At 69.4% G+C, this 26,299-nt stretch carries 24 protein-coding genes and 1 pseudogene; 9 read left to right on the plus strand and 16 right to left on the minus strand.

Going from position 1 to position 26,299, the window contains the following annotated elements; translation table 11 throughout:
* Nucleotides 1-215: 215 nt before the first annotated feature.
* The 3 genes and pseudogenes from ABE487_RS01905 to bfr form a co-directional block, all read left to right on the plus strand.
* Nucleotides 216-725 (plus strand): annotated as a pseudogene (locus ABE487_RS01905) (RNA pyrophosphohydrolase); the annotation flags it as partial.
* A 151-nt stretch (nucleotides 726-876) separates the two neighbouring features.
* Nucleotides 877-1,086 carry a (2Fe-2S)-binding protein gene (locus tag ABE487_RS01910; RefSeq protein ID WP_346441774.1) on the plus strand — a complete coding sequence of 70 codons (210 nt, stop codon included), beginning with the start codon at nucleotides 877-879 and terminating at the stop codon, nucleotides 1,084-1,086.
* Between the two features lie 110 nt (nucleotides 1,087-1,196).
* Entirely contained in the window at nucleotides 1,197-1,670 is a 474-nt protein-coding gene (gene bfr, locus ABE487_RS01915) for a bacterioferritin (protein WP_346441773.1), read from the plus strand.
* Between the two features lie 35 nt (nucleotides 1,671-1,705).
* Here the strand turns inward: bfr and ABE487_RS01920 are convergent, their stop codons facing one another.
* Genes ABE487_RS01920 through ABE487_RS01930 form a run of 3 tightly spaced genes read right to left on the minus strand, consistent with a single transcriptional unit; the run spans nucleotide 1,706 to nucleotide 6,531 of the window.
* Nucleotides 1,706-4,072: an ATP-binding protein gene (locus ABE487_RS01920; protein WP_346450731.1), complete on the minus strand. Its 2,367-nt coding sequence runs from the start codon at nucleotides 4,070-4,072 to the stop codon at nucleotides 1,706-1,708.
* A 5-nt stretch (nucleotides 4,073-4,077) separates the two neighbouring features.
* Entirely contained in the window at nucleotides 4,078-5,886 is a 1,809-nt protein-coding gene (locus tag ABE487_RS01925) for an EAL domain-containing protein (RefSeq protein WP_346450733.1), read from the minus strand.
* A gap of 51 nt (nucleotides 5,887-5,937) precedes the next feature.
* Nucleotides 5,938-6,531 (minus strand): DUF4126 domain-containing protein, encoded by a 594-nt coding sequence (locus ABE487_RS01930; RefSeq protein ID WP_346441770.1) that lies wholly within the window; start codon nucleotides 6,529-6,531, stop codon nucleotides 5,938-5,940.
* A gap of 107 nt (nucleotides 6,532-6,638) precedes the next feature.
* On the opposite strand from ABE487_RS01930, the gene ABE487_RS01935 reads away from it, so the two are divergent.
* The 3 genes from ABE487_RS01935 (at nucleotide 6,639) to nudC (ending at nucleotide 8,770) form a co-directional block, all read left to right on the plus strand.
* Complete coding sequence (locus ABE487_RS01935) at nucleotides 6,639-7,379, plus strand: DUF6776 family protein (RefSeq protein ID WP_346447350.1); 741 nt, start codon at nucleotides 6,639-6,641, stop codon at nucleotides 7,377-7,379.
* 32 nt (nucleotides 7,380-7,411) lie between these two features.
* Entirely contained in the window at nucleotides 7,412-7,786 is a 375-nt protein-coding gene (gene erpA, locus ABE487_RS01940) for an iron-sulfur cluster insertion protein ErpA (protein WP_047137413.1), read from the plus strand.
* A gap of 96 nt (nucleotides 7,787-7,882) precedes the next feature.
* A complete protein-coding gene (gene nudC, locus ABE487_RS01945) occupies nucleotides 7,883-8,770 on the plus strand; it encodes an NAD(+) diphosphatase (protein WP_346447351.1) in 888 nt (295 codons plus the stop codon).
* Nucleotides 8,771-8,776: 6 nt separating this feature from the next.
* On the opposite strand, the gene ABE487_RS01950 is transcribed toward nudC, so the two are convergent.
* From ABE487_RS01950 to purD, 8 genes are all read right to left on the minus strand, one after another.
* A complete protein-coding gene (locus ABE487_RS01950; protein WP_346447352.1) occupies nucleotides 8,777-9,226 on the minus strand; it encodes a DUF2752 domain-containing protein in 450 nt (149 codons plus the stop codon).
* On the minus strand, nucleotides 9,226-9,615 hold the full coding sequence (locus ABE487_RS01955; protein WP_346450735.1) for a CD225/dispanin family protein: 390 nt from the start codon (nucleotides 9,613-9,615) through the stop codon (nucleotides 9,226-9,228). Before ABE487_RS01955 ends, ABE487_RS01950 begins: the two co-directional genes overlap by 1 nt.
* 265 nt (nucleotides 9,616-9,880) lie before the next feature.
* Entirely contained in the window at nucleotides 9,881-11,842 is a 1,962-nt protein-coding gene (locus tag ABE487_RS01960) for an MFS transporter (protein ID WP_346447353.1), read from the minus strand.
* An 89-nt stretch (nucleotides 11,843-11,931) separates the two neighbouring features.
* Nucleotides 11,932-12,426, minus strand: coding sequence for an acyl-CoA thioesterase (locus ABE487_RS01965; protein WP_346447354.1), 495 nt, complete (start codon nucleotides 12,424-12,426; stop codon nucleotides 11,932-11,934).
* Between the two features lie 83 nt (nucleotides 12,427-12,509).
* Nucleotides 12,510-14,714 carry a YccS family putative transporter gene (gene yccS, locus ABE487_RS01970; protein WP_346450737.1) on the minus strand — a complete coding sequence of 735 codons (2,205 nt, stop codon included), beginning with the start codon at nucleotides 14,712-14,714 and terminating at the stop codon, nucleotides 12,510-12,512.
* Between the two features lie 32 nt (nucleotides 14,715-14,746).
* Nucleotides 14,747-15,328 (minus strand): DUF4276 family protein, encoded by a 582-nt coding sequence (locus ABE487_RS01975; protein WP_346450739.1) that lies wholly within the window; start codon nucleotides 15,326-15,328, stop codon nucleotides 14,747-14,749.
* Nucleotides 15,328-16,518: an AAA family ATPase gene (locus ABE487_RS01980; RefSeq protein ID WP_346450740.1), complete on the minus strand. Its 1,191-nt coding sequence runs from the start codon at nucleotides 16,516-16,518 to the stop codon at nucleotides 15,328-15,330. The genes ABE487_RS01975 and ABE487_RS01980 overlap by 1 nt, the downstream gene beginning before the upstream one ends.
* 47 nt (nucleotides 16,519-16,565) lie before the next feature.
* Entirely contained in the window at nucleotides 16,566-17,858 is a 1,293-nt protein-coding gene (gene purD, locus ABE487_RS01985) for a phosphoribosylamine--glycine ligase (RefSeq protein WP_346450741.1), read from the minus strand.
* Nucleotides 17,859-18,010: 152 nt separating this feature from the next.
* Between purD and ABE487_RS01990 the strand changes: the two genes are divergently transcribed.
* Complete coding sequence (locus tag ABE487_RS01990) at nucleotides 18,011-19,483, plus strand: alanine/glycine:cation symporter family protein (RefSeq protein WP_346441762.1); 1,473 nt, start codon at nucleotides 18,011-18,013, stop codon at nucleotides 19,481-19,483.
* Nucleotides 19,484-19,496: 13 nt separating this feature from the next.
* Here the strand turns inward: ABE487_RS01990 and ABE487_RS01995 are convergent, their stop codons facing one another.
* The 5 genes from ABE487_RS01995 to prmA form a co-directional block, all read right to left on the minus strand.
* Complete coding sequence (locus tag ABE487_RS01995; protein WP_346450743.1) at nucleotides 19,497-20,375, minus strand: hypothetical protein; 879 nt, start codon at nucleotides 20,373-20,375, stop codon at nucleotides 19,497-19,499.
* Between the two features lie 233 nt (nucleotides 20,376-20,608).
* Nucleotides 20,609-22,210, minus strand: coding sequence for a bifunctional phosphoribosylaminoimidazolecarboxamide formyltransferase/IMP cyclohydrolase (gene purH / locus ABE487_RS02000; RefSeq protein WP_346450745.1), 1,602 nt, complete (start codon nucleotides 22,208-22,210; stop codon nucleotides 20,609-20,611).
* A 65-nt stretch (nucleotides 22,211-22,275) separates the two neighbouring features.
* Nucleotides 22,276-22,548 carry a DNA-binding transcriptional regulator Fis gene (gene fis, locus ABE487_RS02005; RefSeq protein ID WP_183427738.1) on the minus strand — a complete coding sequence of 91 codons (273 nt, stop codon included), beginning with the start codon at nucleotides 22,546-22,548 and terminating at the stop codon, nucleotides 22,276-22,278.
* A 121-nt stretch (nucleotides 22,549-22,669) separates the two neighbouring features.
* Nucleotides 22,670-23,443 (minus strand): DUF3426 domain-containing protein, encoded by a 774-nt coding sequence (locus ABE487_RS02010; protein WP_346450747.1) that lies wholly within the window; start codon nucleotides 23,441-23,443, stop codon nucleotides 22,670-22,672.
* Nucleotides 23,444-23,479: 36 nt separating this feature from the next.
* Entirely contained in the window at nucleotides 23,480-24,394 is a 915-nt protein-coding gene (gene prmA, locus ABE487_RS02015; RefSeq protein ID WP_346450748.1) for a 50S ribosomal protein L11 methyltransferase, read from the minus strand.
* A 439-nt stretch (nucleotides 24,395-24,833) separates the two neighbouring features.
* Between prmA and ABE487_RS02020 the strand changes: the two genes are divergently transcribed.
* Entirely contained in the window at nucleotides 24,834-25,799 is a 966-nt protein-coding gene (locus ABE487_RS02020; protein WP_346450749.1) for a hypothetical protein, read from the plus strand.
* The gene (locus ABE487_RS02025; protein ID WP_346450751.1) at nucleotides 25,796-26,245 is read left to right on the plus strand and encodes a hypothetical protein; all 450 of its coding nucleotides are present in this window, start codon (nucleotides 25,796-25,798) and stop codon (nucleotides 26,243-26,245) included. The genes ABE487_RS02020 and ABE487_RS02025 overlap by 4 nt, the downstream gene beginning before the upstream one ends.
* The last annotated feature ends 54 nt before the right edge of the window (nucleotides 26,246-26,299 follow it).

Below are 26,299 nucleotides of genomic sequence, written 5' to 3' on the forward strand. Positions count from 1 at the left end.
CAGCGCGCAGGGGCACGGGCCGCTGCCGCGGCGGCGCGACGCTTGCAGCCCCGCCAAGACCCGGCGCGCAGATCCTGCGCCCCGACCTGAACGCCGCCATGCAAGGCCGCCGCGGGCGTGGCGCGCGCCGAGGCTGCGACCGCTTGTCGCCCCGCCGGACCCGTGGCAGAGTCGAGCACAGTGACGCTCAGTCAATCGCATTAGGAGTCCGCATCGTGATCGATCCGGACGGGTTCAGGCCCAATGTCGGCATCGTGCTGATGCACCCGGACGGGCGCGTGTTCTGGGCGCGTCGGGTGCGTCGTGACGGCTGGCAGTTCCCGCAAGGCGGGATGAATACCGACGAGACGCCGCTCGAGGCCATGTACCGCGAGCTGCGCGAGGAGACCGGGTTGCTGCCCGAGCATGTGTCTGTGCTTGGCGCCACGCCCGGTTGGCTGCGCTATCGCCTGCCGCAGCGGGCGATCCGCCGCAACGACCGCATCGTCTGCATCGGGCAGAAACAGGTCTGGTTCCTGCTGCAATTCGTCGGCGAGGAGACCCACCTGCGGCTCGACCTGTCGGACAAGCCCGAGTTCGACCACTGGCGCTGGGTGGATTTCTGGTACCCGCTCGACCATGTGGTGGTGTTCAAGCGGGGCGTCTACGTCAGCGCGCTGCGGCATCTGGCGCCGTACGCGCGCAAGGTCGCCGGGACCCAGGCGATTCCGCAGGCTGCGGTCGAGCGGGCCCGTGGGCGGCGTCCGCAACGACGTGCGCGTCGAGCCGAAGCGCTGCGCAACCGGGATTCCGACGGGCATAACTGAACGCTTCTCATTTGACAGTGATTCTCGTTTGTGGCCGAATGGACACCCAGCCCCGGCCAGGACCGCAGCCTTGTTCGTCTGCATCTGCAACGGCGTCACCGACGCCCAGATTCGCCAAGCCGCCGCGCACGGTTGCCGCGAGGTGTCCGAACTGACGATGCGCACCGGTTGCGGCGCCACCTGCGGCAGCTGCACCGACATGGCCGCCAGCCTGCTCGACGAGTACCACGCGGCGCGCGCGCCGACGTTCGAACTGCCGCTGATCGCCTCGGCTGCCTGAGGCCGCCACGCCGTTCCATTCGACGCGAAGGAATGCGCACGATTCGCGTTCCTTCATCTGCGCGCGTGTCCGGCTAGAGTGGCGCCTTTCCCTCGACAGGACGCACCGCGATGAAGGGCGACGCGCAGGTCATCCGCTACCTCAACCAGGCGCTGTACAACGAACTCACGGCGATCAATCAGTACTTCCTGCACGCCAAGATGCTCAAGCACTGGGGGCTGGAAGCGCTGGGCAAGCATGAGTACAAGGAATCGATCGAGGAGATGAAGCACGCCGACGCGCTGTCGGAGCGCATCCTGTTCCTCGAAGGGCTGCCGAACTTCCAGGCGCTGGGCAAGCTGCGCATCGGCGAGACGCCGCGCGAGATGCTCGAGTGCGACCTCGCGCTGGAGATGGACGGCCTGCCGGTGTTGCGCGAGGCGATCGCGCATTGCGAGCAGGTCGGCGATTTCGTCAGCCGCAAACTGCTGGCCGACATCCTCGAAAACGAGGAGGAGCATGTCGACTGGCTGGAGACGCAGCTCGACCTGATCGGTCGCATCGGCGAAGAAAACTATCTGCAGAGCCAGATGGGCGACGACTGATCGCCCTCGGCGCGGGGGCGCGTCCGGCGCGCCGATCAGCCGGCGGACGGCACCCGCGCCCGCAATGCCTGGCGCGCGCGTGCGAACGCCACGTCCAGTTGCCGCGCCGCGTCTTCGGCATCACTGAGCGTTCCCGCCCGCGCGGCTGCCTCGATCCGCTTGGCCTCGGTCGACAGGGCCAGCGCGCCGAGATTTGCGCTCGAGGACTTGAGCGAATGCGCCGCTTCGCGCATCGTGGCCTGGTCGCCCGCCGTGGCCGCGGCATTGAAGCTGGCGAGCAGGCGCGGGGTGTCGTCGAGGAACACCGCCACCAGCCGGTCGACATCGTCGCCGAGCAGCTCGCGCAGATCGTCGAGCACCTCGCCATCGAGGACCTCAGGCCCCGGCGTATCGGTAGGTGTGGGCATGACGGGCGGGGCGGCGGCGGCCGTTGGCGCCTGCACATCGACCGCATCCGTTGATGGCATCGGCGGATCGGCAGCGCGCGTCCCTGCCTGCGCATCGGCCGACCCCCAGCGCGCCAGGCAACGCGCCAGCTCGCCGCGCGTGACCGGCTTGGCCAGGTAATCGTCCATGCCCGCGTCCAGGCATTTCTGCCGATCGCCGGCCATCGCATTGGCGGTCATCGCGATGATCGGCAGGCGGCGCCCGGTGCCGGAGGCCGCCTCGCGCTCGCGCCAGCGTCGGGTCGCCGCGTAGCCATCGAGCACCGGCATCTGGCAATCCATCAGCACGATGTCGTAGCTACCCTCGATGAGCTTGTCCAGCGCGATCTCGCCGTTGCCGGCGGTATCGCATTGCAGGCCCAGCACGCCCAGCAAGCGCTGCCCGACCATCTGGTTGACCGGGTTGTCCTCGACCAGCAGCACACGAGGCGTCGGCGCAGTGGCGGCCTGCGTCGCGGAGGGCGTGGGCGATTGTGTCCTGCGCGTCGTGGGGACGGCAGTGCGCGCAGGCAGCATCGGTTCGGGCTGCCCGGTATCCGTTGCCTCACCGGGCACCGTCTCGCCCAGCACCGCCTCGCGCAGACGCACGTCGGACGCCTGCCGATGGAGCATGATGGCGTCGTCGTCCGGGCCGTCGATCGGCTCGTCTCCCTGTAAGCAGATCAGCCGGGGTTGCCCGTAGTCGGCAGGCCGGGCGAGATTGCGGCGCAGCGCCATGCCGGCATCACGCAGCCCGGCCAGGTCGGCGACGACGATCGACCAGGCCGCGGCCGCGCTGCTTCCCGCTCCCTGGCGCAGCAGTTCGAGCGCTTCGTGCGTGGTTTCGACCGCCTGCACGCGCAGGCCCCAGTCCGCCAGCAGCATCGACAGGCGGGCGCGCAGGCGCGGATCGACGGTCAGCAGCAGCGCCGCGCCCGGCCCCGATGCGCCGGCACCCGTCTGCAGGTCGCCGCGGGCCTTGCGCAGCGGGATCTCGAACCAGAACGTCGATCCGGCGCCTGCCGCAGAGGTGACGCCGATGCTGCCGTCCATGAGTTCGACGATCCGCCGCGAAATCGCCAGGCCCAGCCCGGTGCCGCCGTAGAGCCGCGTTGTCGACGCATCGGCCTGGCTGAAGGCCTGGAACAGCCGCGATTGGCTTTGCGCCGGAATACCGATGCCGGTATCGCGGACCTCGAAACGCAGCCGGTGGTGCGTGGCCGTCTCGCCCAGACGCCGCACGTCCACGGTGATGCCGCCGCGTTCGGTGAACTTCACCGCGTTGCTGAGCAGGTTGCTCAGGATCTGGCGCAGCCGGACCGGATCACCGCACACCGCCAGCCGCACGGCTGGATCGATCTGCAACTGCATGCGCAGCCCCTTGGCCCGCGCCTGGCGATCCATCGGCTGGATCACACTCTGCAGCAACTCGCGCAGGTTGAAGCCGGTGACCTCCAGGTCCAGCCGGTCGGATTCGAGCTTGGAGTAATCGAGGATGTCATCGACGATGCGCTGCATCTGCTGCGCCGACTGGTAGGCGGTGCGGACCAGTTCGAGGTGGTCGACCGGCAACGGCGCGTGCAGCAGCAGGTCGAGCATCGGGGTGATGCCGTTGAGCGGCGTGCGGATCTCGTGGCTCATCGTGGCCAGGAACTCACCTTTGGCCAGCACTGCCGATTCGGCCGCGGTCTTGGCCTGTCGCAGCTGCTGCTCCAGGTGCGTGTGCGCATCGAGCTCGCGTTGCAACTGTTTGCAGGCCTGGGCATCGCGATGCGCCTGGGCCTGCGCGTCCTCGAGCGCGTGCTGCTGCGCGCGCAGCGGCGCGCCGGACGCGAACACTGCCGCTGCGGCTGCGGCCGCCAATGCGGCGGCCACGAGCGACCAAGGACCCGGGACGGCGAGCGCCTGCAATGACGCGGCCACTGCCGCTGCGATCGCGGCCAGCAGTGCGCCCCAGCGCAAGGCAGAAAGCGACATCGCCGCTACAGCACCGAGTGGTGGAAGTCGAAGTCGAGCGCGTCGGCGACGCGCTGCACCAGGTTGCCCTGGATGTAGTCGATGCCGCTCATCCACAGCGTCGCGGCGGCCTGCGGGTTCTCGACCTGTTGACCGATCACCTGCAGTCCGAGGCGGTGCGCGCGTTCGACCGCGCCGCGCATCTCGTCGCGGATGCGCGGTTCGTCGAGCTGGCGCGAGTATCGGCCCGACAGGCGCACGAAGCCCAAAGGCAGCTGCGCGAGCAGCGCATTGGCCTCTTCGCCATCGCTGTACTGGCCCAGGCACAGCTGGACGCCGGCCGGGACCATGCGCGCGCAGAATTCCTGCAGCGACAGCGCGTGGATCAGCGCATCGTCCTGGCGCACGTCGATGACCAATGCAGCGCCGGGTATCCCGGCCTCGTGCAGGCGCTGCAACAGCCAGTCGGCATAGCCCGGTTGCACCAGGCTGCGCGAGGATTGCGACACGAACAGGCGCATCGCGCCGCCGCGCTGGGTGCGCTCGGCCAGAGTGGCGATCGCCAGTTCGAGCACGCGCCGGTCGATGTCCAACAGCACGCCGGCCAGTTCCGCCGCCGGCAGGATGCGCGCGGCCGAATGGAGTTCGCCATCGCGTCCGCGCAGCCGCAGCAGGGTCTGGTACTGCGGTTCGTCGCCGCCGGCGACCGAGACGATCGGTTGGAATGCCAGTTCGATGCGGCCCTCATCGAGCGCGCCGCGCAGGTCTTCCGACAACGACGGCGGCGCGTCCTCGCCGCCTGCGGGCGGCGCCGGCATGTGTACGGCGATCCCGGCCGGCGTGCCACGCGCATCGCGCAATGCCTGTTCGGCGGCAGCCAGCGCGGTGCCCGGGTCCTCATAGGCGTGCGCGAGATCGGCGTAGCCGATCAGCGCACGCAGACGCAGGCTCTGGCCCGCGAGCGGGAACGGATGGCTACCGATGCCGTCGCGCAGCCCGCGTGCCCAGACGTCGAGCGCGGTCCGGTCGATCTGCGGCGCAAACACCAGGAAGGTGTTGTCGTTCAGGCGCGTGGCGGCCGCGCCTTCGACCAGATGATGCAGGTGGCGGCCGGCATCGGTGAGGATGGTCTCCAGTCCGGCGTAGCCGTAGCGGTCGCGTAGCGCGGTGATGCCCTCGATCTCGACAAACGCCAGCGCCCCGCGCGGCTGCGCCGGGATCGCCTCGGCGAGCTTCTGCAGCAACTGCAGCCGGCTGTTGAGGCCGGTGACCGGGCTGCGACCCGGATCGGGCATCTGCTGCAGGGTGCGGGCCCGGCGGATGCGGTTTTGCACCGCCGACACCAGGTGGCGCGGCCGGACCGGCTTGGTCAGGAAATCGTCGGCGCCCACTTCCAGCGCCTCGAACTGGCGCTCGGGGTCGACATCGCCGGTCAAGAACACGACCGGGATGTGCCGGTGCGCGGGCTGCTGGCGCAGCAGCGCGGTCAGCTCTGCGCCATCCATGCCCGGCATGTGCAGGTCCATGAGCACCAGGTCCGGGCCGAACTCGACCACGGTCGACAGGAATTCGTTGGCGATCGCCACCACGCGCGCTTGCAGGCCGGCGCCGTTGAGCACGCTTTCGGCGAACAGCGCCTGGCTCGGGTCGTCCTCGACGACCAGGACCCGGTACGGCCGACCGTCGTCGGTCAACGTCGCGGCCGCGTCCATGGGCTCCGCAGCAGACACATCGGCGGCATCGGGCAGCGACGGACGGCCGGCGTCGGCGGCCCACCGCCTCCAGTACGCAGTGGGGGGGAACTCCGCGCGTTGCGGCTTGTCGGGATCGGGCATGGCGGGGGAGGAACGGGAAGCGTGGGAAGCGCTCACTTTACCCGGCCGCGATCAGGAGCGCGGCAAGACGGCCGCGCGTGTGCGCCCACGGCCGAACAGCCGTCGCCACAGCCAGGCCAGCACGAGCAGGCCGCTCAGGCCGATCGCCACGACCAGCGCCAGGGCCAGCCAGGGCGAGGCGAGGACCAGCCCGAGCGCACCGACGGTCATCGCGTCCTCGGTGGAGGAGGCGGCGATGTTGCTGACCGGTTCGGGCGACAGATTGAGCAACAGCCGCGTGCCCGATTTGAGCGCATGGCTGGTCAGCGCCACGCCCGCGCCGGTGGCGAGCATCCCGGCGCCCAGGTCGCCGTCGGGCGAGAGCGCGGCCGCGGCGAGGAAAGCGCCGGCCGGCACGCGCGCGAGCGTCTGCAACAGGTCCCAGCCCGAATCGACGCCGGGGATCTTGTCGGCAAAGAATTCGGTCACCGCCAGCGCGCCCGACACGCCCAGCACCCAGGGCGAGGCGGTGGCCTCGAGCGCGGGGGGCAGGTCGAGCCAGCCGAGCGCGCCGGCGACCCCGACACCGAAGACGGTCAGATAGGCGCGCACGCCGGCCAGCCACGCCAGCACCACACCGATCGCGAACAGATGGGCTTCCGACATCGCGACCTCCCAGTTCGCCGCAGCGCGGGGCGCGGCGCACGATGGCGACGCGTATAGGGAGCACAGCCGCTTGACTGCGATTCGCCGCGCTCGCTATACCTTGTCCGATGATTCCACCCGAGCCCACCGGGCAGCCCCCGACGCCCGCCACGCCAGGCGCGTCCGCCCGTCCCTCGCAAGACCCGCGCTGGACGCGCGTGCTGCTCGGCCTGACGGCGGTGTCGCTGCTGTTCGGCCTGTGGGGGGCGTGGCAGGTGTTTGCGCCGGGGGCCGCGCATCCGCAACGCCAGCTCGCCGCACAGGCCGCCCAGATCGAGGACCTGCAGCAGCAGGTCGCCACGCTCACCCGCTCCGACCAGATCAGCCGCGACGCGAACCGCGAACTGCAGGGAACGCTGGCCGAACGCGACGAGGAAATCGCCGCGCTGCGCGCCGATGTGGGGTTCTACGAGCGCTTCGTCGGTTCGACCTCGCAAGGGCGGGAACTGAGCGTCCACGAACTGCGCATGCAGCCCCGGACCGATCAGGGCTGGCACTACACCGCCACGCTGACCCAGAGCCTGGCCCGCGACGCGGCCAGCGAGGGCGAGATGCGGCTGGCGATTGAAGGCACCCGCAACGGCCGGCTGCAGACGCTGGCCTGGTCGGACCTGCGCCAGCGCGCTGACGCCCCCGGCGTGCCGTACGCGTTCAAGTACTTCCAGCAGGTCGAGGGCGACATCGTGCTGCCGCCCGGTTTCCAGCCACTGCGGGTGACCGTGCGGCTTGCGCCCAAGGGCCGCGGCGCGGCCGTGGAGCGCGCGTTCAGCTGGGCCGACGTGACGCCGCGTTCTGCGCCCGAGCCTTGAACGCGGCCGCCGGCCCCCCCATCCTGTCGGGCATGAGCGAAGTGCTGACCATCGAGGGCCCCGGCTACCAGTCCCTGGAGCGGCCGCTGGAATTCACCCCTGCAGCGGCGGCCAAGGTGCGCGAGCTGATCGACGGCGAGGGCAACCCGGCGTTGAACCTGCGTGTCTACATCCAGGGCGGCGGCTGTTCTGGCTTTCAGTACGGCTTCGAGTTCGACGAGGAGCGCGCCGAGGACGACCTGGCGATCGTCACCGACGACGTCACACTGGTGGTCGATCCGCTGAGCCTGCAGTACCTGATGGGCGCGGCGGTGGACTATGTCGAGAGCCTGCACGGGGCGCAGTTCACGATCCGCAACCCGAACGCGAAGTCGACCTGCGGCTGCGGCAGCAGCTTCACGGTCTGATCGGTTGTCGGCCGGCTGGCCTCAGCGCCGCCGGCCGGTCCACTGCTGTGCGGCCGATGTCGCCATCGCGACACGGCAGCCGGCCATAATCCCGGCATGGACTTCCGTTTCGTCGAGGCGCCGCTCGATCGCGCCGAACATCTGCGAACCGACAGCGCGGCGCTGTCGCGGCTATGGCCCCAGGCGCGCGTGCTGGTGCTCGATGCGCACGGCGATGCGGCCGTCGATGCCGACGGCGCACCCCCGGCACTGACCGGGACCGCGCTGGGCGAGCGCCCGGATTCGGCGGTGTTCCTGGGCCTGCACGGCGAGCAAGGCTGGTTCGCGCTGCCTGCAGGCGACGCCCCCGAAGGCCTGTCTGTCCACGGGGTCGTGGATCTGCGCAGCGCCGCGGCGTCGTGGCCGTTACGCGACTCCACCGCCTTCGCACAGGCGCGCGCGGTGCTGCACTGGCGTGCGCGGCATCGCCACTGCGGCGCTTGCGGCGCAGCGCTGCAGTGGGCGCGGGCCGGCTGGCTCGGCCGTTGCCCGCAATGCGGCACTGAACACTACCCCCGCACCGATCCGGCGATCATCGTCGCGGTGACCGATGGCACGCGGTTGCTGCTCGGCCGCCAGGCGGCCTGGCCGCCGCGCCGCTATTCCACGCTTGCCGGCTTCGTCGAGCCGGGCGAAACGCTCGAGCAGACGGTCGCGCGCGAGGTGTTCGAAGAAAGCGCGGTGCGGGTGCGCGGTTGTCGGTATCTCGCCTCGCAGCCCTGGCCGTTCCCGTCGTCGCTGATGCTCGGTTTCCTCGCCGATGCCGAGCCTGACATCCCGCGTGTCAACGACGAACTCGAGGACGCGCGCTGGTTCGATGTCGATGCGGTCGGCGCGGCGTTGCGCGATGCCAACCCGGATCTGGTGCTGTCGCCCGCGTTGTCGATCTCACGCTGGCTGATCGCGCGGTGGCACGCGCTGCAGACCGGTGCCCAAGCCGGTTGAGTGTCCTTAGCCGAGCCCGCCGGGCGCCAGCCAGGTGAACGGCGGCCACGGCAGGTTGCGCGCGACCCAGTAGACCGACAGCAGCACCAGCCAGAACGTCGCCGTCGACAACCGCGCGGCGACCGGCTGCAGCCAGGCGGGTCGCCAGCCCATGCGCCAGGCGAGTGCGAGCGGCGAGAGCGCGAGCAAGACCAGCAGCAGCGGATTCATCGAGAACGCCTGCGGCAGGTCGCCATGGACCAGCGCATGCAGGCAGCGGGTCAGGCCGCAGCCAGGACAGACCCACCCGGTCGCGGCGTAGAACATGCACGGCGGGAAGGGGCTGCCCGGTGCATTGGGGTCGAAGGTGCGCAGCAGCCAGACGCCAGACGCCGCCACCGCCAGGCCGCCGCCCGCAAGGGCGACGGTGGCGGCGCGCACGCGCGCCAGGGGGCGCTGGCCGTGCACACGGGACATCAGATGTCGCTCTGGATCTGGTCGAAGATCATCTGGTACTGCTCCATGCCGCCGCCCAGCGTCAGCGAGTAGATCGTCCACAGCAGACCGATGATGCACAGGCCGGTGGTCACCCAGCACCAGGTCTTGGCGGTGTTGGACGCGCGCTGCGCGCCCGCCAGATCGCCCTGGCCCAACAGCGTATTGACCTTGGCCGAGAACACGATCGCGATGATGCCCGGGATCGTGCCGACGATGCAGCACAGGCACAGCGAGAGCACGGTGGCGATGATCGACCAGGCCAGGTGGTTGGGCACCGTGCCCGGGGCGATCGGCGTGCCGGGCAGCGGGGTGCCGGGTGCGTCGTACGGATTCGGCGGCGGCGAGGGCGGGGGCGGGATGGTGCTCATGGTGGTGCTCTCCTGGAGAAAGGCGGGATGGTGTGACGGACTGCTCGGATTCGGGACCGCGCGTGCAGCCTAGGTGGAAACGGCGTCGTGGAGATGTAGACGCCGGGGCGGAGTCGTGTCATCGGCAGCATGCTCGGTGCTGACGTCGAGGGCGTGGCTGGATTGGCGTGCGACTCCCGACAAAACGGCTGGCCTGCAGCGCAGGCGGACCTGAACGGACGCAAGCGTACCTGAGCTGGGCATCGGCAGGCAGAGGGCGACGCGCTCAGGCGGCATCGCCACGCAGGGCCCGGACCTCGGCCTCGAGCGCCGCGGCGGTGAGATCGGCCGATGCCTCGATCCGCGGCGCGGCAACGACTTCGATGCGGGCGCGCAGACGCCGCGGCACGCGCATGCGGGCAAAGCGGCCGCGGGCGTGCGCGTGGTGGCGGCTCCACATGCTGGTCCACATGCCGCGCAGCGCCAGCGCGACCACCGGCACCTGTTGGCCGCGCGCCTGGGCACGCGCCAGGATGCGCTCCACGCCTGTGCGGAATGCGGCGATCTCGCCATCGCTCGTCAGCCGGCCCTCGGGGAAGATGCCGACCAGCTCGCCTTCCGCCAGGGCGGCATCGATGGCGTCGAACGCGCGCTGCATCAGCGCCGGGTCGTCCTTGGCGCCGGCGATCGGGATTGCCTTGGCGTGCCGGAAGATCCAGCGCAGCCCGGGGATGGCGAAGATGCGGTGGTCCATCACGAACCGCACCGGCCGCGGGATCGCCGCCGACAGGATCAGCGCATCCATGTAGCTCACGTGGTTGCAGACGATCAGCGCCGGACCGTCGGCCGGAATCGCCGGATCGACGCCGCGCTCGCGCAGCCGGTAGAGCGTGCGGACCAGCACCATGCTGACCAGCCGCATCAGGAACTCGGGCACGATCGTGAAGATCCAGATCGCGACCAGCAGGTTGGCGATCGCCAGGCCCAGGAACATCTGCGGCACCGTCAGGCCCGGCAGCGGCAGCGTCAGGCCGCCCAGCGACAGCGATTCGCGTTGCACCAGCACGCCGATCACTGCCGCGGCGACGATGAACAGCGAGTTCTGGATGTTGAGCCCGGCGATCACCCGCGACAGTTCCGAACGCGGCGTGCGGCTCTGGATCAGGGCGAACAGCGGGACGACGAAGATGCCAGTGAACAGGCCCACGCCGACCAGGTCGGCGACGATGCGCCAGCCGCCGGGCCCTTCGAGGAAGGCCGCGATCGTCAGGCCGGTCTGCGGCGGCAGGCTGGGCCGGGCGCAGTACAGGTCGAGCAGCATCGCGCTGATGCCGAACGCGCCGACCGGCACCAGCCCGATCTCGACAGTGCGCCCGGACAGCTTTTCGCACAGCAGCGAGCCGGCGCCGACGCCGACCGAGAACAACGCAAGGGCGAAGATGTACAGCGCGGTGTCGTTGACCACGCCGCCCAGATAGATCTCGGCGTAGGTCGGCAACTGCGCGGTCAGCACCGTGCCGACGAACCAGAACCAGGACACGCCCAGGATCGCGTTGCGCACCGCCAACTGGCGCCTGGCCAGGCGCATCACCGCCCGCGATTCGGGGATCGGATTCCAATTGACCTTCAGCGTCGGCGCCCCCGCATCCACCTTCGGGATCAGACGCGCGACCAGGTTGCCGGCGACCGCCAGCGCGACCACCGACGCCGCTGCGGCTTCGGGCCCGTAGCTGCCGGCGAGCTTGAACACCAGCCCGCCGTAGATCATGCCGGCCAGGATCGAGATCGACGTGCCCATCTCGACCAGGCCGTTGCCGCCTGTGAGCTCTTCGGGCCGCAGCACCGAGGGCAGGATCGAGTACTTCACCGGGCCGAACAGGGTCGACTGGGTGCCGGTCAGAAACAGCGCGACCAGCAGGACCGGCATGCTCTGCAGCAGGAAGCCGACTGCGGCGAGCGACATGATCGCGATTTCCATCGCGGTCGTGATCACGATCAGCGTCTGCTTCTCGAGCTTCTCGGCGATCTGACCGGCGATCGCCGAGAACAGGAAGTAGGGCAGGATGAACAGCGCCGGGGCGAGGTTGGTGTAGAGCGTGCGTTCCGCGGTGCCCACGCCGAGGAAGAACAGCAGCGCGATCACCGACTGCCGGTAGACATTGTCATTGAACGCGCCGAGCGCCTGGACCGTGAAGTAGGGCAGGAAACGCCGCTGCCGCAGCAGGGCGAACTGGGACTGGCCTGACATGGCGGCTCCTGGACGGACTGCGCGGAGCCTAGCAGGTCGGCATTGCGGTCCGAGCAGGGCGCGTCATGGCGTGCAGCGCGCCGACGCGCTCAGGGGGGCGCATCGCTCGTACCACGCACCGCCCGGTAGCGTTGCTCGAGCTCCTGGCGGATCTGGCGTCGCTGCCGGCCCTGTTCGAAGCGCCGGCGTTCTTCGGCGCTGGCCGGCTCGCGCGCCGGGACCGGCACCGGGCGGCCCTCGGGATCGACCGCGACCATCGTGAAGAAGCAACTGTTGGTATGGCGGACCGAGCGGGCCTGGATGTTCTCGGCGATGATCTTGATGCCGACTTCCATCGACGTGCGGCCGGTGTAGTTGACCGAGGCGAGGAATGTCACCAGCTCGCCGACGTGGACCGGTTCGCGGAACGTCACCTGGTCGACCGACAGCGTCACCACGTAGCGTCCGGCATAGCGGCTGGCGCAGGCATAGGCCACCTCGTCGAGATACTTGAGCAGCGTGCCGCCGTGCACGTTGCCGGAGAAGTTCGCCATGTCCGGGGTCATCAGCACGGACATGGTCAGCGTGGCGTTGCCTGGGATCATGCGGTGGGCCTGGTGGGAGCGGCCTGGAGGATGGCATGCGCCGTGGCGGCCGTCATCGGGTCGGCGGCCGCCCCGCCGCCGCCTCAGCGGTCAGCCACGGCTTGGGGCGCAGTGGCCGGCGTGCTTGCGGCCTCCGCGGCCGCGCGCAGGTCGGGTAACAGGCGCAGCAGCAAGGCCAATTGGGTACCCAGCAGTCGCCGCCGCGGATCGGTCGTGGCATCGCCGGCGCGCTCGAGTGCCTCGGCCAACGCAGCCTCCGTGGCCGCGTCGTCGGCCGGAGGCGCACGGCGCGCTGACAGCGCGGCCGCGAGGTTGGCCAGTGCGCTCTGCAGGCGTGCGCCGGCCGTGAACATCGCATCGTCGGCCTCGCCGTCGAGCGCGCCGCGGTGCGCGCCCAGCCCCGACAGGTAGCCGAGCACGGTGTTGGACACCGCCAGGAACCGGAACGCCGCATCGAGGTCGCGCCGGTAGCGGCCCGGCTCGCGCAGGCGGTTGGACAAGGCCACCGACAACGCCGCTTCGGCGTTGTGCATGTCGCGCCGGGCGACCCGGTAGGGCAGGTCGTCGCGCATGCCGCTGCGATACTGCTCCAGCACTTGGCCCAGGTAGCGCGCATGGGCATCGACGACCCCGGCCATGACCAGGTGCAGTTGCCGTCCCCGCCAGTCGGGCAGGATCAGGAACGAGGCGGCCGCGGCGATCGCGCAGCCGATCAGGGTGTCGAGCAGGCGCGGCCAGATCAGCACGAACCCGTCGCCGATCAGATTGAAGCACAGCAAGGCCATCACCGTGATCGCCGCGGTCGCGAGCGCGTAGCGGTCTGTGCGGCTGACGAAGAACACCACCGCGGCCAGCAGCGCCAGCAGCAACTGGACCTCCACGCCGACGAACAACTGCATCAACGCCCAGGTCGCGGCCAGGCCAATCAAGGTGCCGGCGATGCGCTGCGCCAGGCGCCGGCGCGTCGCACCGAAGCTGGGCCTGCAGACGAAGGCGATGGTCAACAGGATCCAGAAGCCGTTGCGCGCGCCGATTGCGTGCATGACTGCGTAACCGGCGCACAACGCGATCGCGATGCGCAGGCCGTGGCGGAACAGCACCGAGGTCGGGCTCAGCTGCCGGGCCAGCCGCGTGGCCATCTCGCGCAAGGTGTGCGGCGAGGCATCGCGCAGGCGCGTATCCATGCCCTCCAGCGGCGCATCCGACAGGGTGTCCTCGGCCAGCCGGCGGTCGATCGCCTGCAGGTTGCGCACCAGCGATTCGAGCGAGGCGAGCAGCCGGGTCTGCCGGCCGTCGCCGCGTGCGTGCAGATGGTCGAGCGACTGGCGCAGGTCGATCATCGCCTGGCGCGTGCCGGCGCCATACTGGAACGGGCGACGCAGGCGGATCGCCTCGCCGAGTGCGCGGCAGGCGCGGCCCTGGAGCTCGAGCAGCCGTTGGCCGCGATAGAGCACGTCGCTATGGAAGAACGCCTCGGCCAGCGCCTCGTAGGGGTAGTGGGACGAACTGGCGCGTTCATGGAATTCCTGCGCCATGTAGTACAGACGAAAGTACAGCCCCGATTGCACGCCCGGGCGACCGGAACGGCCGAAGCGGCTGATGATCGCGTTCTTGGTGGCCTCCAGCGCGGCGACCACGCGCGCATTCTGCTCCGACAGCGCGAGCCGGCGAGCATGCAGGTCGCGGTCGCGGATCGGTTCGAACAGCGCCGCCTTCAGCTGCAGGTAGCGGCCCAGTTCGGCGAACAGCCGGGCCAGGCGCTCGCGGACCGGGCGGTTGGCGACCAGGATCGTCCACAGGATCGACAGCGCGCCGTACCAGGCGGCGCCGGCGAGCAGGGGCCCCGCGTCGCGCCAGGCCGCATCGGCATGACCGCCGCCATGCTGGTCGATGCCGATCGCCGCATACAGCATCAGCGCCACCGTGCCCTGGGCGATCGATGCGTAGCGTTCGCCCAGTGCGCCGAGCAGGGTCAGCGCGAACGTGGTGGCGGCCAGGCAGGCGATGAAGGCCAGCGGGTACGGAAACAGCAGCGTGACCGCGCCGGCCGCTGCGCCAAAGCACAGCAGCGACAGCACCACCGCCTTGAGCCGGCCGAGCCAGTTGTCGTCGGTCTCGGCCATCGCGCTGGCGATGATGCCCAGGAACACCGCCGGCAACGCGGCCAGCTGTTGGTCATGCCAGCACAGCGCCATCGCGCCGCCGAACGCGATCGACACGCGCAGCGCGGTGCTGGCCTTCTCATGGGCCCACAGCCGGGTCAGTGCTCCATCAATGGAGGACCGCACACGCACACTGCTGGCAGACGGACTTGTCAATTTCAAGGCGGCAATGCGAGGAGTTCGGCTTCTAGCCGTTTGATGCCGCCGATCAGATTGCGAAAGCTGGGCGAACGGCCATTATCAACCGCTAGGTACTTGCCGATCTCCCGAGAGCCGGCAATCTTCTGGTAACGAAAGTTAGTGAGTTGTCTAAGCTCCTGGCTAGGGCTGCCCAGTGTGTCTGGAGATCGAAACTTGCGCTGGGTTTGATACTTCGATAACGAGGCCTTGCCCAACGCGATGCCCGTTGCCTCGAGATCGGCCAGATAGAATGCTTCCAGTTCCCGGCAGGCGATCCTGACAAGACTCGCATTTCCTTTGCCAGATGCCTGGCACAAATCGAGTAGTCTTTGCTTAACTACGACGCAGTCAGGATGGCTGTCTTGATCTCTAAGTACTAGAAAACGTGCATTTTGATTCTGGTAGCCGCGGATCCTGCGCAATAAGTGTTTCTCGAGATCCTGTTTTCCTTCGAACGGAATGAGTCGGTAGGCGATTCCCCCGTCGAGGATGCGAGGCAGCAGGCTCTCGAGCATTGCGCGTGCAGAAGGCTCCTCCAGTAAGAAAACCAACTCTCTCATCAGGGATCGACCCCGTCGAAGAAGCCCTGCTTCCACAAATACCCAAGCTGATCGCCGTCTGCCATATAGGCCGATATTTGCGCGTTGTCGCGCGCCCGATGGATGTCAGTTCTGCCGTTTCGCTTGACCAGCCAACACACTTCGTCTAGTTCTAGTGCATTCAGGAACTCAGGCGAATGAGTGGAAACGACGACCTGTCCGCCGCGTTGAGCGTACATGCGAAATTCTTCAGCGAGTTCGCCCATAAGCTGTGGGTATAGTTGATTCTCGGGCTCCTCAACGCAGAGCAGCGGGTGCGGACTTGGGTCGTAAAGAAGGACGAGATACGCGAACATTTTGATCGTGCCGTCGGACACATAACGATCTAGGAATGGCGTTTTGAACGAGCCGTCCTGAAAGCGGAGTGTGAGATAGCCATCGTCCATTAGCTTCGGTTCTACGGAGGCCACGCCCGGCACCCTTCGAATCATAGTGGACAAAATGTGCTGAAAAACTTTCGGATGGTGTTCGTGCAGAAACTGCGCTACCAGGGGTAGGTTGTCCCCGCTCTCTGATAGGTGCTCCGAATCACCCGTTGCATCCTTGCGGCCTCGTGCGGCGTTAATATGGAAATCGGACACATGCCAGTTCTCGATCAACTGGCGGAAGGCGTTCGCAGCCTTGAATCGTTCGAACTGTCCTAGTCCCTTGATTGCCAAGGTGTCCGCTGCAACCTTCTGGTTCTCGCGGTCGAGTTCCTCGTCTGGCTTGCTGAATTCCTCTTCGTTGGTGATTGCGTAACCTTCACCCATCGAGAAATTTAGAAAATGATAAGGGCTGCCATAGCGTCCGCGCTTGTAACGTAGAAGTTCTCGAAGCACGATCGGCATGCCTTTGCGCTCGCCGATCTCGATCGAATAGGTCACCAACCTCTCGACGCCGGTGATCTCCATTCGGTATTGCAGTTCGATGAGGATGGCATCCTTCTCCGGATCACAACCCCGGCTGAGCACTTCGCGAAAACGCCCTCGCTTGTCCAGAGCCTGCCGGACATTGCCCTTCAAACAGTCGTGCAGAAAACCGAAGACATCAAACAGAGTCGTTTTCCCGGAGCCATTCGCGCCGACTACCACCAAGAATGGCGGGAGATCCTTGAGGTGGACGTCACGCAGTGCTTTAAAGTTCCGTAGGCGGATGGATTCAATCTTCATGTTTTGAGCTCCTATGCAGGTGGGACTTTCCCCCTCATGGCGCAACGCTAGCCGCGCTCGCGTTCGATCGCCCGCCAGCCGATGTCCTTGCGGTGGAACTCGCCCGGCCAGGAGATGCCGGCGATCTCGCCGTAGGCGCGGTGCTGGGCATCGGCCACCGAATCACCGAGCGCCACGACGCACAGCACGCGCCCGCCTGCGGTCACCGCCTGGCCGTGTGCGTCGAGCCGGGTGCCGGCATGAAAAACCTTGGTGTCGGGCAGCGGCGGTGTATCCCAGGTGTTGATCGCATCGCCCGTGCGCGGCGTGTCGGGATAATGCTCGGCGGCCATCACCACGCCCAGTGCCGGGCGCGGGTCCCACTGCGCCTGCACGCCAGCGAGCGCGCCGTCGATCGCGGCCTCGATCAGCGCGGCGAAATCCGAGGTCAGCCGCATCATCACCGGCTGCGTTTCCGGGTCGCCGAACCGGACATTGAACTCGATGACCTTCGGCGCACCGGCGGCATCGATCATCAGCCCGGCGTACAGGAACCCGGTGAACGTCGCGCCGTCGGCGGCCATGCCGCGCACCGTCGGCTCGACGACCTCGCGCATGATCCGCGCGTGCACTTCGGGGGTGACCACCGGGGCCGGCGAATAGGCACCCATGCCACCGGTGTTGGGGCCGGTATCGCCGTCGCCCACGCGCTTGTGGTCCTGGCTGGTCGCCATCGGCAGCGCGGTGGTGCCGTCGACCATCGAAATGAAGCTCGCTTCCTCGCCGTCGAGGAACTCCTCGATCACCACGCGCGCCCCGGCGCTGCCGAACGCGTTGCCCGAGAGCATGTCGTGGATCGCCGCCTCCGCCTCGTCCAGCGTGGCGGCGACGATGACGCCCTTGCCGGCCGCCAGGCCATCGGCCTTGACCACGATCGGCGCGCCATGCTGCCGCACGTACTCGATCGCGGTGTCGGCGTCGGTGAACACCGCATAGGCGGCGGTCGGGATGCCGTGGCGGGCCAGGAAATCCTTGGCGAAGGCCTTGCTGCCCTCGAGCTGCGCGGCGGCGGCGGTCGGCCCGAAGATGCGCAGGCCCGCGGCGCGGAGGCGGTCGACGACCCCGGCGACCAGCGGCGCCTCGGGCCCGACGACGGTGAAGGCCACGCCCTCGTCGCGGGCCAGCGCCAGCAGGGCGTCGAGATCGGTCGCGGCGACATCGACGTTGCGGCAGCCGGCCTCGCGCGCGGTGCCTGCATTGCCCGGCGCGACCAGCACCTCGCCGACCTGCGGCGACTGCGCGAGCTTCCAGGCCAGCGCGTGCTCGCGGCCGCCCGAACCGATGACCAGAACCTTCTTCATGCGCAACTGACCGGATATCCCAAAGGAACACCAGTTTAAGGCCTGCGGCCTGAGCTGTCGGCGCGCCCGGGGCTGCGACACCCGTCGCCACGGGCGGCGTCAGGCGTCAATGCTAGGCTCGGTGGTTTCGCGCACAGGAGCCCAGACCGACGATGGATGTGGTCCAACTGGTCGAACGCGGTCTCTCGCCGATCGTCGCCGCCGTTAATGGCGTGCTGTGGAACTATCTGCTGGTCGGCGTGCTGCCGTTGGTCGGCATCTGGTTCAGCCTGCGCCTGGGCTTCGTGCAGCTGCGACGCTTCCCGCAGATGCTGCGCAACCTGCACCGTGGCACCGAGGACGACCCGGCCGGCATCTCGCCGCTGCAATCGTTGTGCACCTCGCTCGCGTCGCGCGTGGGAACCGGCAACCTGGTCGGCGTGGCGCTCGCGCTTGGCATCGGCGGGCCGGGCGCAATCTTCTGGATGTGGCTGGTCGCCTTCTTCGGCATGGCGACCGCCTACACCGAGAGCGCGCTGGCGCAGTTGTACAAGCGCCGCGATGCGGCCGGCCACTACCGCGGTGGGCCGGCCTTCTACATGGCGCAGGGCCTGCGTGCGCCATGGCTGGGCGCGATCTTCTCGGTCTGTCTGGTGTTGGCGTTCGGCTTGGTGTTCAGCGCCGTGCAGGCGAACTCGATCTCCGAGGCGGTGTCGGAAGCCTGGGGCGTGGATGCGGCGTGGGTCGCGGGCGTGCTGGTGGTGCTGGCCGCGCCCGTGATCTTCGGCGGCCTGCGGCGCGTGGCGCGCATGGCCGAGCTGGTGGTGCCGGCGATGGCGTGCGGCTATCTGCTGCTGGCCGGTTGGGTGGTGCTTACGCACCTGGGCGAGGTGCCCGCGATGCTGGCAACGATCGTGCGCAGCGCGTTCGGCCTCGATCAGGCGGCCGGCGGCATGCTCGGCGGCCTGTCGGTGGCGTTGCTCAACGGCGTCAAGCGCGGACTGTTCTCCAACGAGGCCGGCATGGGCAGCGCACCCAATGTCGCCGCGTCCGCCACGCCCGTGCCGCATCACCCCGCCAGCCAGGGCCTGATCCAGGCGTTCGGCGTCTTCATCGACACGCTGTTGATCTGCACCGCCACCGCGTTGATGATCCTGCTGTCGGGTGTCCTGCCGGTCGGCGGGGACGGTGCGGTGCTGACCCAGCAGGCGATGGCGGTGCATTTCGGCAGTTGGGGGCCGACGTTCATCGCGGTCGCATTGTCGCTGTTCGCCATTACTTCGATCTTGGGCAACTACGCTTATGCCGAAAGCGCGGTCCTGTTCCTGCGTGGGGGGCGCGCCGGCCTGTTCGCGCTGCGCATCGGTTGCCTGGCGATGGTGGCCTGGGGCGCCTTCGCGAAGCTCGACATCGTCTGGGACACCGCGGACGCGGCAATGGGGCTGATGGCGACGGTGAATCTGGTGGCGGTGGTGCTGCTGTCGGGCGTGGCGATCAAGCTCACGCGCGACTACGACCGCAAGCTCCGCGCCGGCGACGCCTCGCCGCGGCTGGACGCGGCGGATTTTCCCGAACTGGGCGACACCATCGACCGCAGCATCTGGACGGCCCGCAAGACCGTCGCACCGGTGCGCGACGACGGCTGACCGCGCGATCGCGTCAAGCGCAGCCGTCGCGTTGCAGCACCGGCGGGACGCGCCATGCGTTCGTCGCGGCATCGAAGGGCACGGTGTAAGTCCGGTCGATGCGGCGGCCGCAGGCCTCGCCGTATTCGCGCACGCGCAAGGGCCAGGCGACGACGCCGGCGTCGCGCGCGTCGACGTCGAGTTCGAAGGTGAGGTCGTAGCCGGTATCGGGTCGGCAGTCGTCGCGCTCCGCGCATCCGGCCATCGCGCCGAGGTTGTCGAGGCTGCTGCGCAGACTTGCGGCCACCGTGAAGCTGTCGCCGTCGGGCAGAACGAGGCTGGTGTTGCCGATGGTCAGCCCCTGGCCGGTGAACCCGTCTTCGATGACGAACCCATGCAGATGCGGGCCCAGGCGGCGTACATCGACATCGGCGACATCGCCGGTGCTGCCGAAGTCCACCAGGTGCGCGCGTGCATCGGCCACAGCGCGCGCGCCGTCGGCGCGCAGCGCGAAGAGGTCGATGCGCGCAGTGGTGGCGTGGCCGGCATCGTCGGGCACGCCGCAGACGGCGACGAACTCGGCCGGCGCATCGTGGGTGCCGATCGCTGCGCGCGCACAGACCTCGCGTGTGGCCGCGTCGTCGCCCAGTTCGTCAGCCAACGGCAACCCCGGCCAAGTGCCCACGAGTTGTGCGAGGTCGCCGTACTGGGTCACCAGGTAGTCGCGGACCCAGCCGCCGGGCAGGCCGACCGGCGCGCCTGGCTCGACAGCCGTGTCGTCCGCGTTTGCCGCCCTGGGTGCAGGTGTGGCCACCGCCTCGGCCGTTGTCGCCGGCAACGCAGCGGCGGCCGGTGGCTGCGCCTGCCCGCAGGCCGACAACGCCAGCGCCGCCATCACGCTCGGCCAAGCCATCTTCGTGGCAACGCGACACCAGGACGCACGGACCATCGCAACCTCCATGAGCGGGCTGGCGCCGACGATAGCGCGCCTGCCGGCAGGCTGGAGTGATTGCGGCGCGAAGACACGCCAGCCCCCTGAGTCAGGGGGCGATCCGCGGCATCGGCGCGGATGGGGGTGTGGACGCCGCTGGCCGGGGCCCGAGGTTTGCGCAGCAAACCTTGGGATGGATGCCAGCTTCGCTGGCATCAATGCCTGAAGTGACGCACCCCGGTAAACACCATCGCGATGTCGTGCTCGTCGGCCGCGGCGATCACCTCGTTGTCGCGCATCGAGCCGCCGGGCTGGATCACCGCCTGGATCCCGGCCTCGGCCGCGGCGTCGATGCCGTCGCGGAACGGGAAGAACGCATCGGAGGCCATCACCGATCCGGGCACCACCAGACCGGCGTCGCCGGCCTTGATGCCGGCGATGCGCGCCGAGTACACGCGGCTCATCTGGCCGGCGCCGACGCCGATCGTGCGGTGGTCCTTGGCATAGACGATCGCGTTGGACTTGACGAACTTCGCCACCCGCCAGGCGAACAGCAGGTCGCCGAGCTGCGCCTGCGTCGGCGCGCGCTTGGTCACGATCTTCAGCTCATCGGCGCTCACCTCGCGCACGTCGGCCGTCTGCATCAGCAGGCCCGAGCCCACGCGCTTGACGTCGACGTTGTTGCGGCCGTCGCCGTGCGGGATGCGCAGGACGCGCACGTTGGCCTTCTTGGTCGCGTAGTCGAGCGCGGCAGGATCAAAGTCGGGCGCGATCAGCACCTCGACGAACTGGCGGTCGAGAATGACCTTTGCGGTCGCGGCATCGAGCGTGCGGTTGAACGCGATGATGCCGCCGAAGGCCGAGGTCGGATCGGTCGCATAGGCCAGTTCGTAGGCATCGCCGCAGGCTGCGCCGACGGCGACGCCGCAGGGATTGGCGTGCTTGACGATCACGCAGGCCGGCGCCTCGAACTGGCGCACGCATTCCCACGCCGCGTCGGCGTCGGCGATGTTGTTGTACGACAGCTCCTTGCCCTGCAACTGTGTGAAGGTCGCCAGCGTGCCGGGCACCGGGTACAGGTCACGGTAGAACGCCGCCTGCTGGTGCGGATTCTCGCCGTAACGCAGGTCCATGACCTTGACGAAGTTGCCGTTGCTCTGGCCGCCGAACGGCGCGCGCCGCGCCGCGCCGGCGTCGGAAGGCTCGGCGATCGCCGACAGCACGTCGCTGATGCGCGCATCGTACTGGGCGACGCGGTTGAACGCGGCGACCGACAGCGCGAACCGGGTTGCGGCCGACAGCGCGCCGTCGTGGGCGTCGAACTCCTGGATCAGCGCAGCGTACTGCGCCGGGTCGGTCGCGACCGCGACGTGCGCGAAGTTCTTCGCGGCCGCGCGCAGCATCGCCGGGCCCCCGATGTCGATGTTCTCGATGATGTCGTCGAACTTCGCGTCTGCAGCATAGGCCACGCGCTCGAACGGATAGAGGTTGAGCACCAGCAGGTCGATCGCCTCGATGCCGTGCTCGGCCATCACCGCATCGTCGGTGCCGCGGCGCCCCAGCAGGCCGCCATGGACCTTGGGGTGCAGCGTCTTGACGCGCCCGTCCATGATCTCGGGAAAGCCGGTGACGTCGCTGACGTCGCGCACCGCCAGTCCTGCCTCGCGCAACGCCTTCGCGGTGCCGCCGGTCGACAGCAGTTCGACACCGCGCGCGGCCAGCGCGCGGGCCAGGTCGAGCAGGCCGGTCTTGTCGGAAACGGACAGCAGGGCGCGGCGGATCTGCACGGGCGCGCCGGACGAAGCGGAGACGGTCATGGGGAGGCTGCGAGCGGAAAGAGCCCGCGATTATAGCGGCCGTGGCCGGGCACCCCGGCAGCGCGTTACTGCGTCAGCCCGTACTCGCGCAGCTTCTTGCGCAGCGTCGCGCGGTGGATGCCCAGCATCGCGGCCGCGCGGCTCTGGTTGCCATCGCAGAAGTTGAGCACTTCGGCGAACAGCGGAATCTCCAGCTCGCGCAGCGCGACCTCGTAGAGGTTGTCGGTGTCGTTGCCGTTGAGATCGCCCAGGTAGCGCTGGATCGACGTGGCGACATGCTCGCGCAGCGGGGTGCGTGGCGCCTCGCGCATGCTGCTGTCGGATCGGTCTGCGTTCAAGGCGGCTCTCGAAAGAGTAAAGCGTCGACGGCGCGGCGTCGGCGGTCGGTCATGGCGGCCGGGTCAGTCTATCGCGCGGCGCGGCGGCCGGACAACGCGCCGACAAGCGGTACAGGTCCGTCTACAGCAGTTCGAACGCGAACGACACCGCGCCGGGCCCAGGCTCTTTGAGCGTCAGGCGAACGTGGGCGCTGGCACCGGGGGCAAGCGTCGGCGCAGGCGGCGCGCCGCCCAGGTACTCCCGGGCCGTGAATACGCGGCTGCCGATCGCCTGTCCGTCGACGTCCGACAGCACCAGCCGCAGACGCGGCCAGGCCTGCGGCCAGCGTGCGTCGTTGCGGAAGCGCGCGGTGACCTGTAGCCGGCTCGGGTCCTCGGGCGCGGCGCGGACATCGCGTGCGAGCAGGACCAGCGCCGCGGGCTCGCGCCAGGGCGGCAGCGTGCAGCGCAGCGCGCCGCACACCGTTTCCAGCGTGGGGCGCCAGGCCGGATGGGCGGCCAGCCGCGCGCGCTCGGCGAGCAGGCCCTGCAGGACCAGCAGCGCGGTCAGCCCGGCAGCCGCGCCCCATAGCCACCGGGGCGCGCGCGGCGGCGCAGCGGCGGTACGCGACCGGGCGAAACTCGGGACGGTTCGGGCGACGGCGTCCGGGGGCGGCGCGGGCGTCTTGCGTATCGGCTCGGCGGGGGGCGCCGATGGAGGCGCGGTGGATGTGAGCGACGGTGGCGGCGCCGCGGGTTCGGGGCGCGGTCTGAGCAGATTGGCCACCGAGACCGGTGGCTCGGGCGGTGCGGGCGTTTGCAAGGCGCCGCCGCAACGTGGGCAGCGCGCCGGTGGCAGGCCGGTCGCCCGGTCGGTGGCGACCAGGTCGCCGCAGTGCCGGCAATGGATGAACATCCGGCTATTGAAGCATGGGCTCGCGCGGATGCGGGCTCAGCGCCGCACGCCGTCGATGCGCACCCAATCGCCCTCGCGCGCGACGGCCAACTGCTCGAACCACGGGCGGTAGCGGCGCAGCAGCGCTTCCTCCTGGCCGTCGAGGATGCCCGACAGCGCAATCCGTCCGCCCGGCGCGACCCGCTCGGCCAGCGTTTCGGCCAGGGCATCGAGCGCAGTGGCGAGGATGTTGGCGACCACCACCGGATAGTTCGTCTGCGGCGCGTCGCTGGGCAGGAACACGGTCAGTGCCGTGTCCACGCCATTGCGCTCGGCGTTGTCGCCCGAGGCCTGGAGGGCCTGCGGATCGTTGTCGACGCCGATCGCCTGCGCGGCGCCGAGCTTGAGCGCGGCCAGCGCGAGGATGCCGCTGCCGCAGCCGTAGTCGAGCACGGTGCATCCCTCGAGCGCGCCATCGGCGGCCAGCCCGTCGAGCCACTGCAGGCACAGCGAGGTCGTGGGATGGGTGCCCGAGCCGAAGGCCAGGCCCGGGTCGAGGCGGACGATCGCGGCGTCGTCGCCGGCCTCCTCGGGCACCTCGCTGTTCCACGGCACGATCCAGGTGCGCGCGCCAAAGCGCAGCGGCACATACTGGTCCATCCAGGCCCGTTCCCAGTCTTGGTCCTCGACCTTGGCAAAGCCCGCCCGGGTCCAGTCGAGGCCGCCATCGAAGGATTCGAGCGCGGCCAGCAGTGCCAACGCGTCGGTGTCGACCTCGAACAGCGCGGTCAGTACCACGGAGTTCCACAACGGCGTCTCGCCGACACCCGGCTCCAGGATCGCCTGCTCGTTGGAGGTGTCGGCGTCGGCGTCGAGCATCGTCACCGCCAGGGCCCCGACATCTTCGAGCGCGCGTGCATAGCGGGGCTGCTCGGCTTCACTGCAGCGCAGGCTCAGTTCGAGGTGAGGCATGGTGAATTTCCGCGACGTGGGGCCGGCATCTTCGGTCCCATGTCCCGGCGCGTAAAGGCCGCGGTGCCGGTCGGAGGCCGGCGGCGGGTCGGGCGGCGGGGGGCGGGCTCGCCGACCGGTGCCGACAGCGGCCCCTGCTCGATGCTGTCGGACGGCGTCGCGGCGGTGCGATTGCCGTCCACGTCCTGCGCGGTGACGCCCGCGCCCGCGTCCGCATTGCGGGTGGCGGTGAGGTCGGCCGGGCGCGACGGGGCAGGGAAGCGCGTGATGGCGTGATAACGGTCACAACTTGCGCGCGCCGGCCCGGCCGGGAGGGCCGGCGCGATGGGCTACAATCGCCTTCCCGTCCGGTTCTTGCCCGCCGGCGGCTTCGCCGCCCAGGCCGAATGGTTCGGCGTGGGCGATCCCGCTCCTGCCCGGACCTGCCGGAAAGCCCGCCTTGCATCTGAGAGTCGCCGCTGTCCTCGCGCTCGTCGCCGCCGTGGTCCTGGGGCTGGCGTTCTCGCGTGCCGACGCGCCGGCCGCCGCGAACCGGGGCCGCGATGCGGCGCCCGTGGGCGATGCATCTGTGACGTCGCCGCCCCCCGGGGCCGCGATGAAGGCGACTGCGCGGTTGGGCAGAACGACCCGCCATGCCACCTCCCACGGCCCAGCCTCGACGGTCCCGGTCTCACCCCGGCAGGCCTTCGAGCGGTCGCAGGACCTGTTCGCGCTCGCCCAGCGGTTGCAGCCGATGGCCGAGAGCGGGGACGCCGAAGCACGCTGGCTGGTCAGCCGGATCCATGAGTATTGCGCCGGCTATGCGCGGGCGCCGGTCGACTACGCGCGCGATACCTTGCTGCTCGCCAGCCTGCCCTTGCCGGCTGCGCGCCCGCTGCGCGAAGCACGGGCCCGGATCGAGCGCCGCTGCGGCCGTTTCGTCGCCGACGACGCGCCGAGCTTCGTGCAACTGGTCGAGCAACGGAGAGAGGCGGCGCTGGCCGGCAGCCTGCCGGCCGAGGCCGCGTTGCTGTCGATGGGCGCGCCGCTTGCCGACGACGAGGACTATCGCCGCGGGCTGGTGGAGCGCGTGCTCGAATCGGCCGACCCGGACGCCTACGCGGCGCTGGCCCCGGCGATGGGCGAGGCGGCGGCTGGGGACCCGGCGCTGGCTGGGCGCGTGGCCGGCTCCCAGAACGCGGAGACCGCCTGGCAGAACGCGGCCTGCGGCCTGGGGCTGGATTGCAGCGGCAACGGGGCGTTGATGACCCGGTACTGCGCCGAGGGCGGCATCTGCGCTCAGGATGAAACACAGGATTTCTCGACGTTCGTCCGGCAGGCGTCGCCACCGGAAGACGCGGAACAGATCGATCAGATGACAGCTGAACTACGACGCGACCGGCAGGTCGGGATGGTGATGAGATGAAGCAGCGGGCAATTTCGCGCAGGGTGCGGTTCTGGTTCTGGGCCGTGGTGTTCCTCGGTTACTCGGTCGCGGTGGCCGGCGTGGTCGTCGATGCGATCGGCGACCACTACACCGGCCTGGCCGATGTCGCGGAGACGACCATCGAAGCGCCGCCCGAGCAACGCCGCCTCGGCGCCGCGCAGGTCGCCGCGCTGTATCGCGCGCAGAGTGCGACGCCGTTCCGGACCTTGCCGGCCGGCGAGACGTTCCGCGTGGTCTGGCCCGACGGGTCGAGCGAGCTGGTGCGCATCGTCAGCCAGTCGAGCGTACACGGCACGCAGTTGGTGGAGGGCTCGCAGATCGGCGCGAACGATCTTCGGTCCGCGCAGGCCGAAGTGCAGGTGGTGCCGGTGTCGACGGCGTTCCCGGCGCGTCGCCCGCCAGCGGATGCGCCGATCGTCGACTGAACGCGATCGCGATCGCTGCCGCCCACCCCACCATCGGCGTCAGGAGCGGGTTCG

Origin of the sequence: Luteimonas sp. TWI596 (genome assembly GCF_039674105.1) — a bacterium.
Taxonomy (GTDB): domain Bacteria; phylum Pseudomonadota; class Gammaproteobacteria; order Xanthomonadales; family Xanthomonadaceae; genus Luteimonas.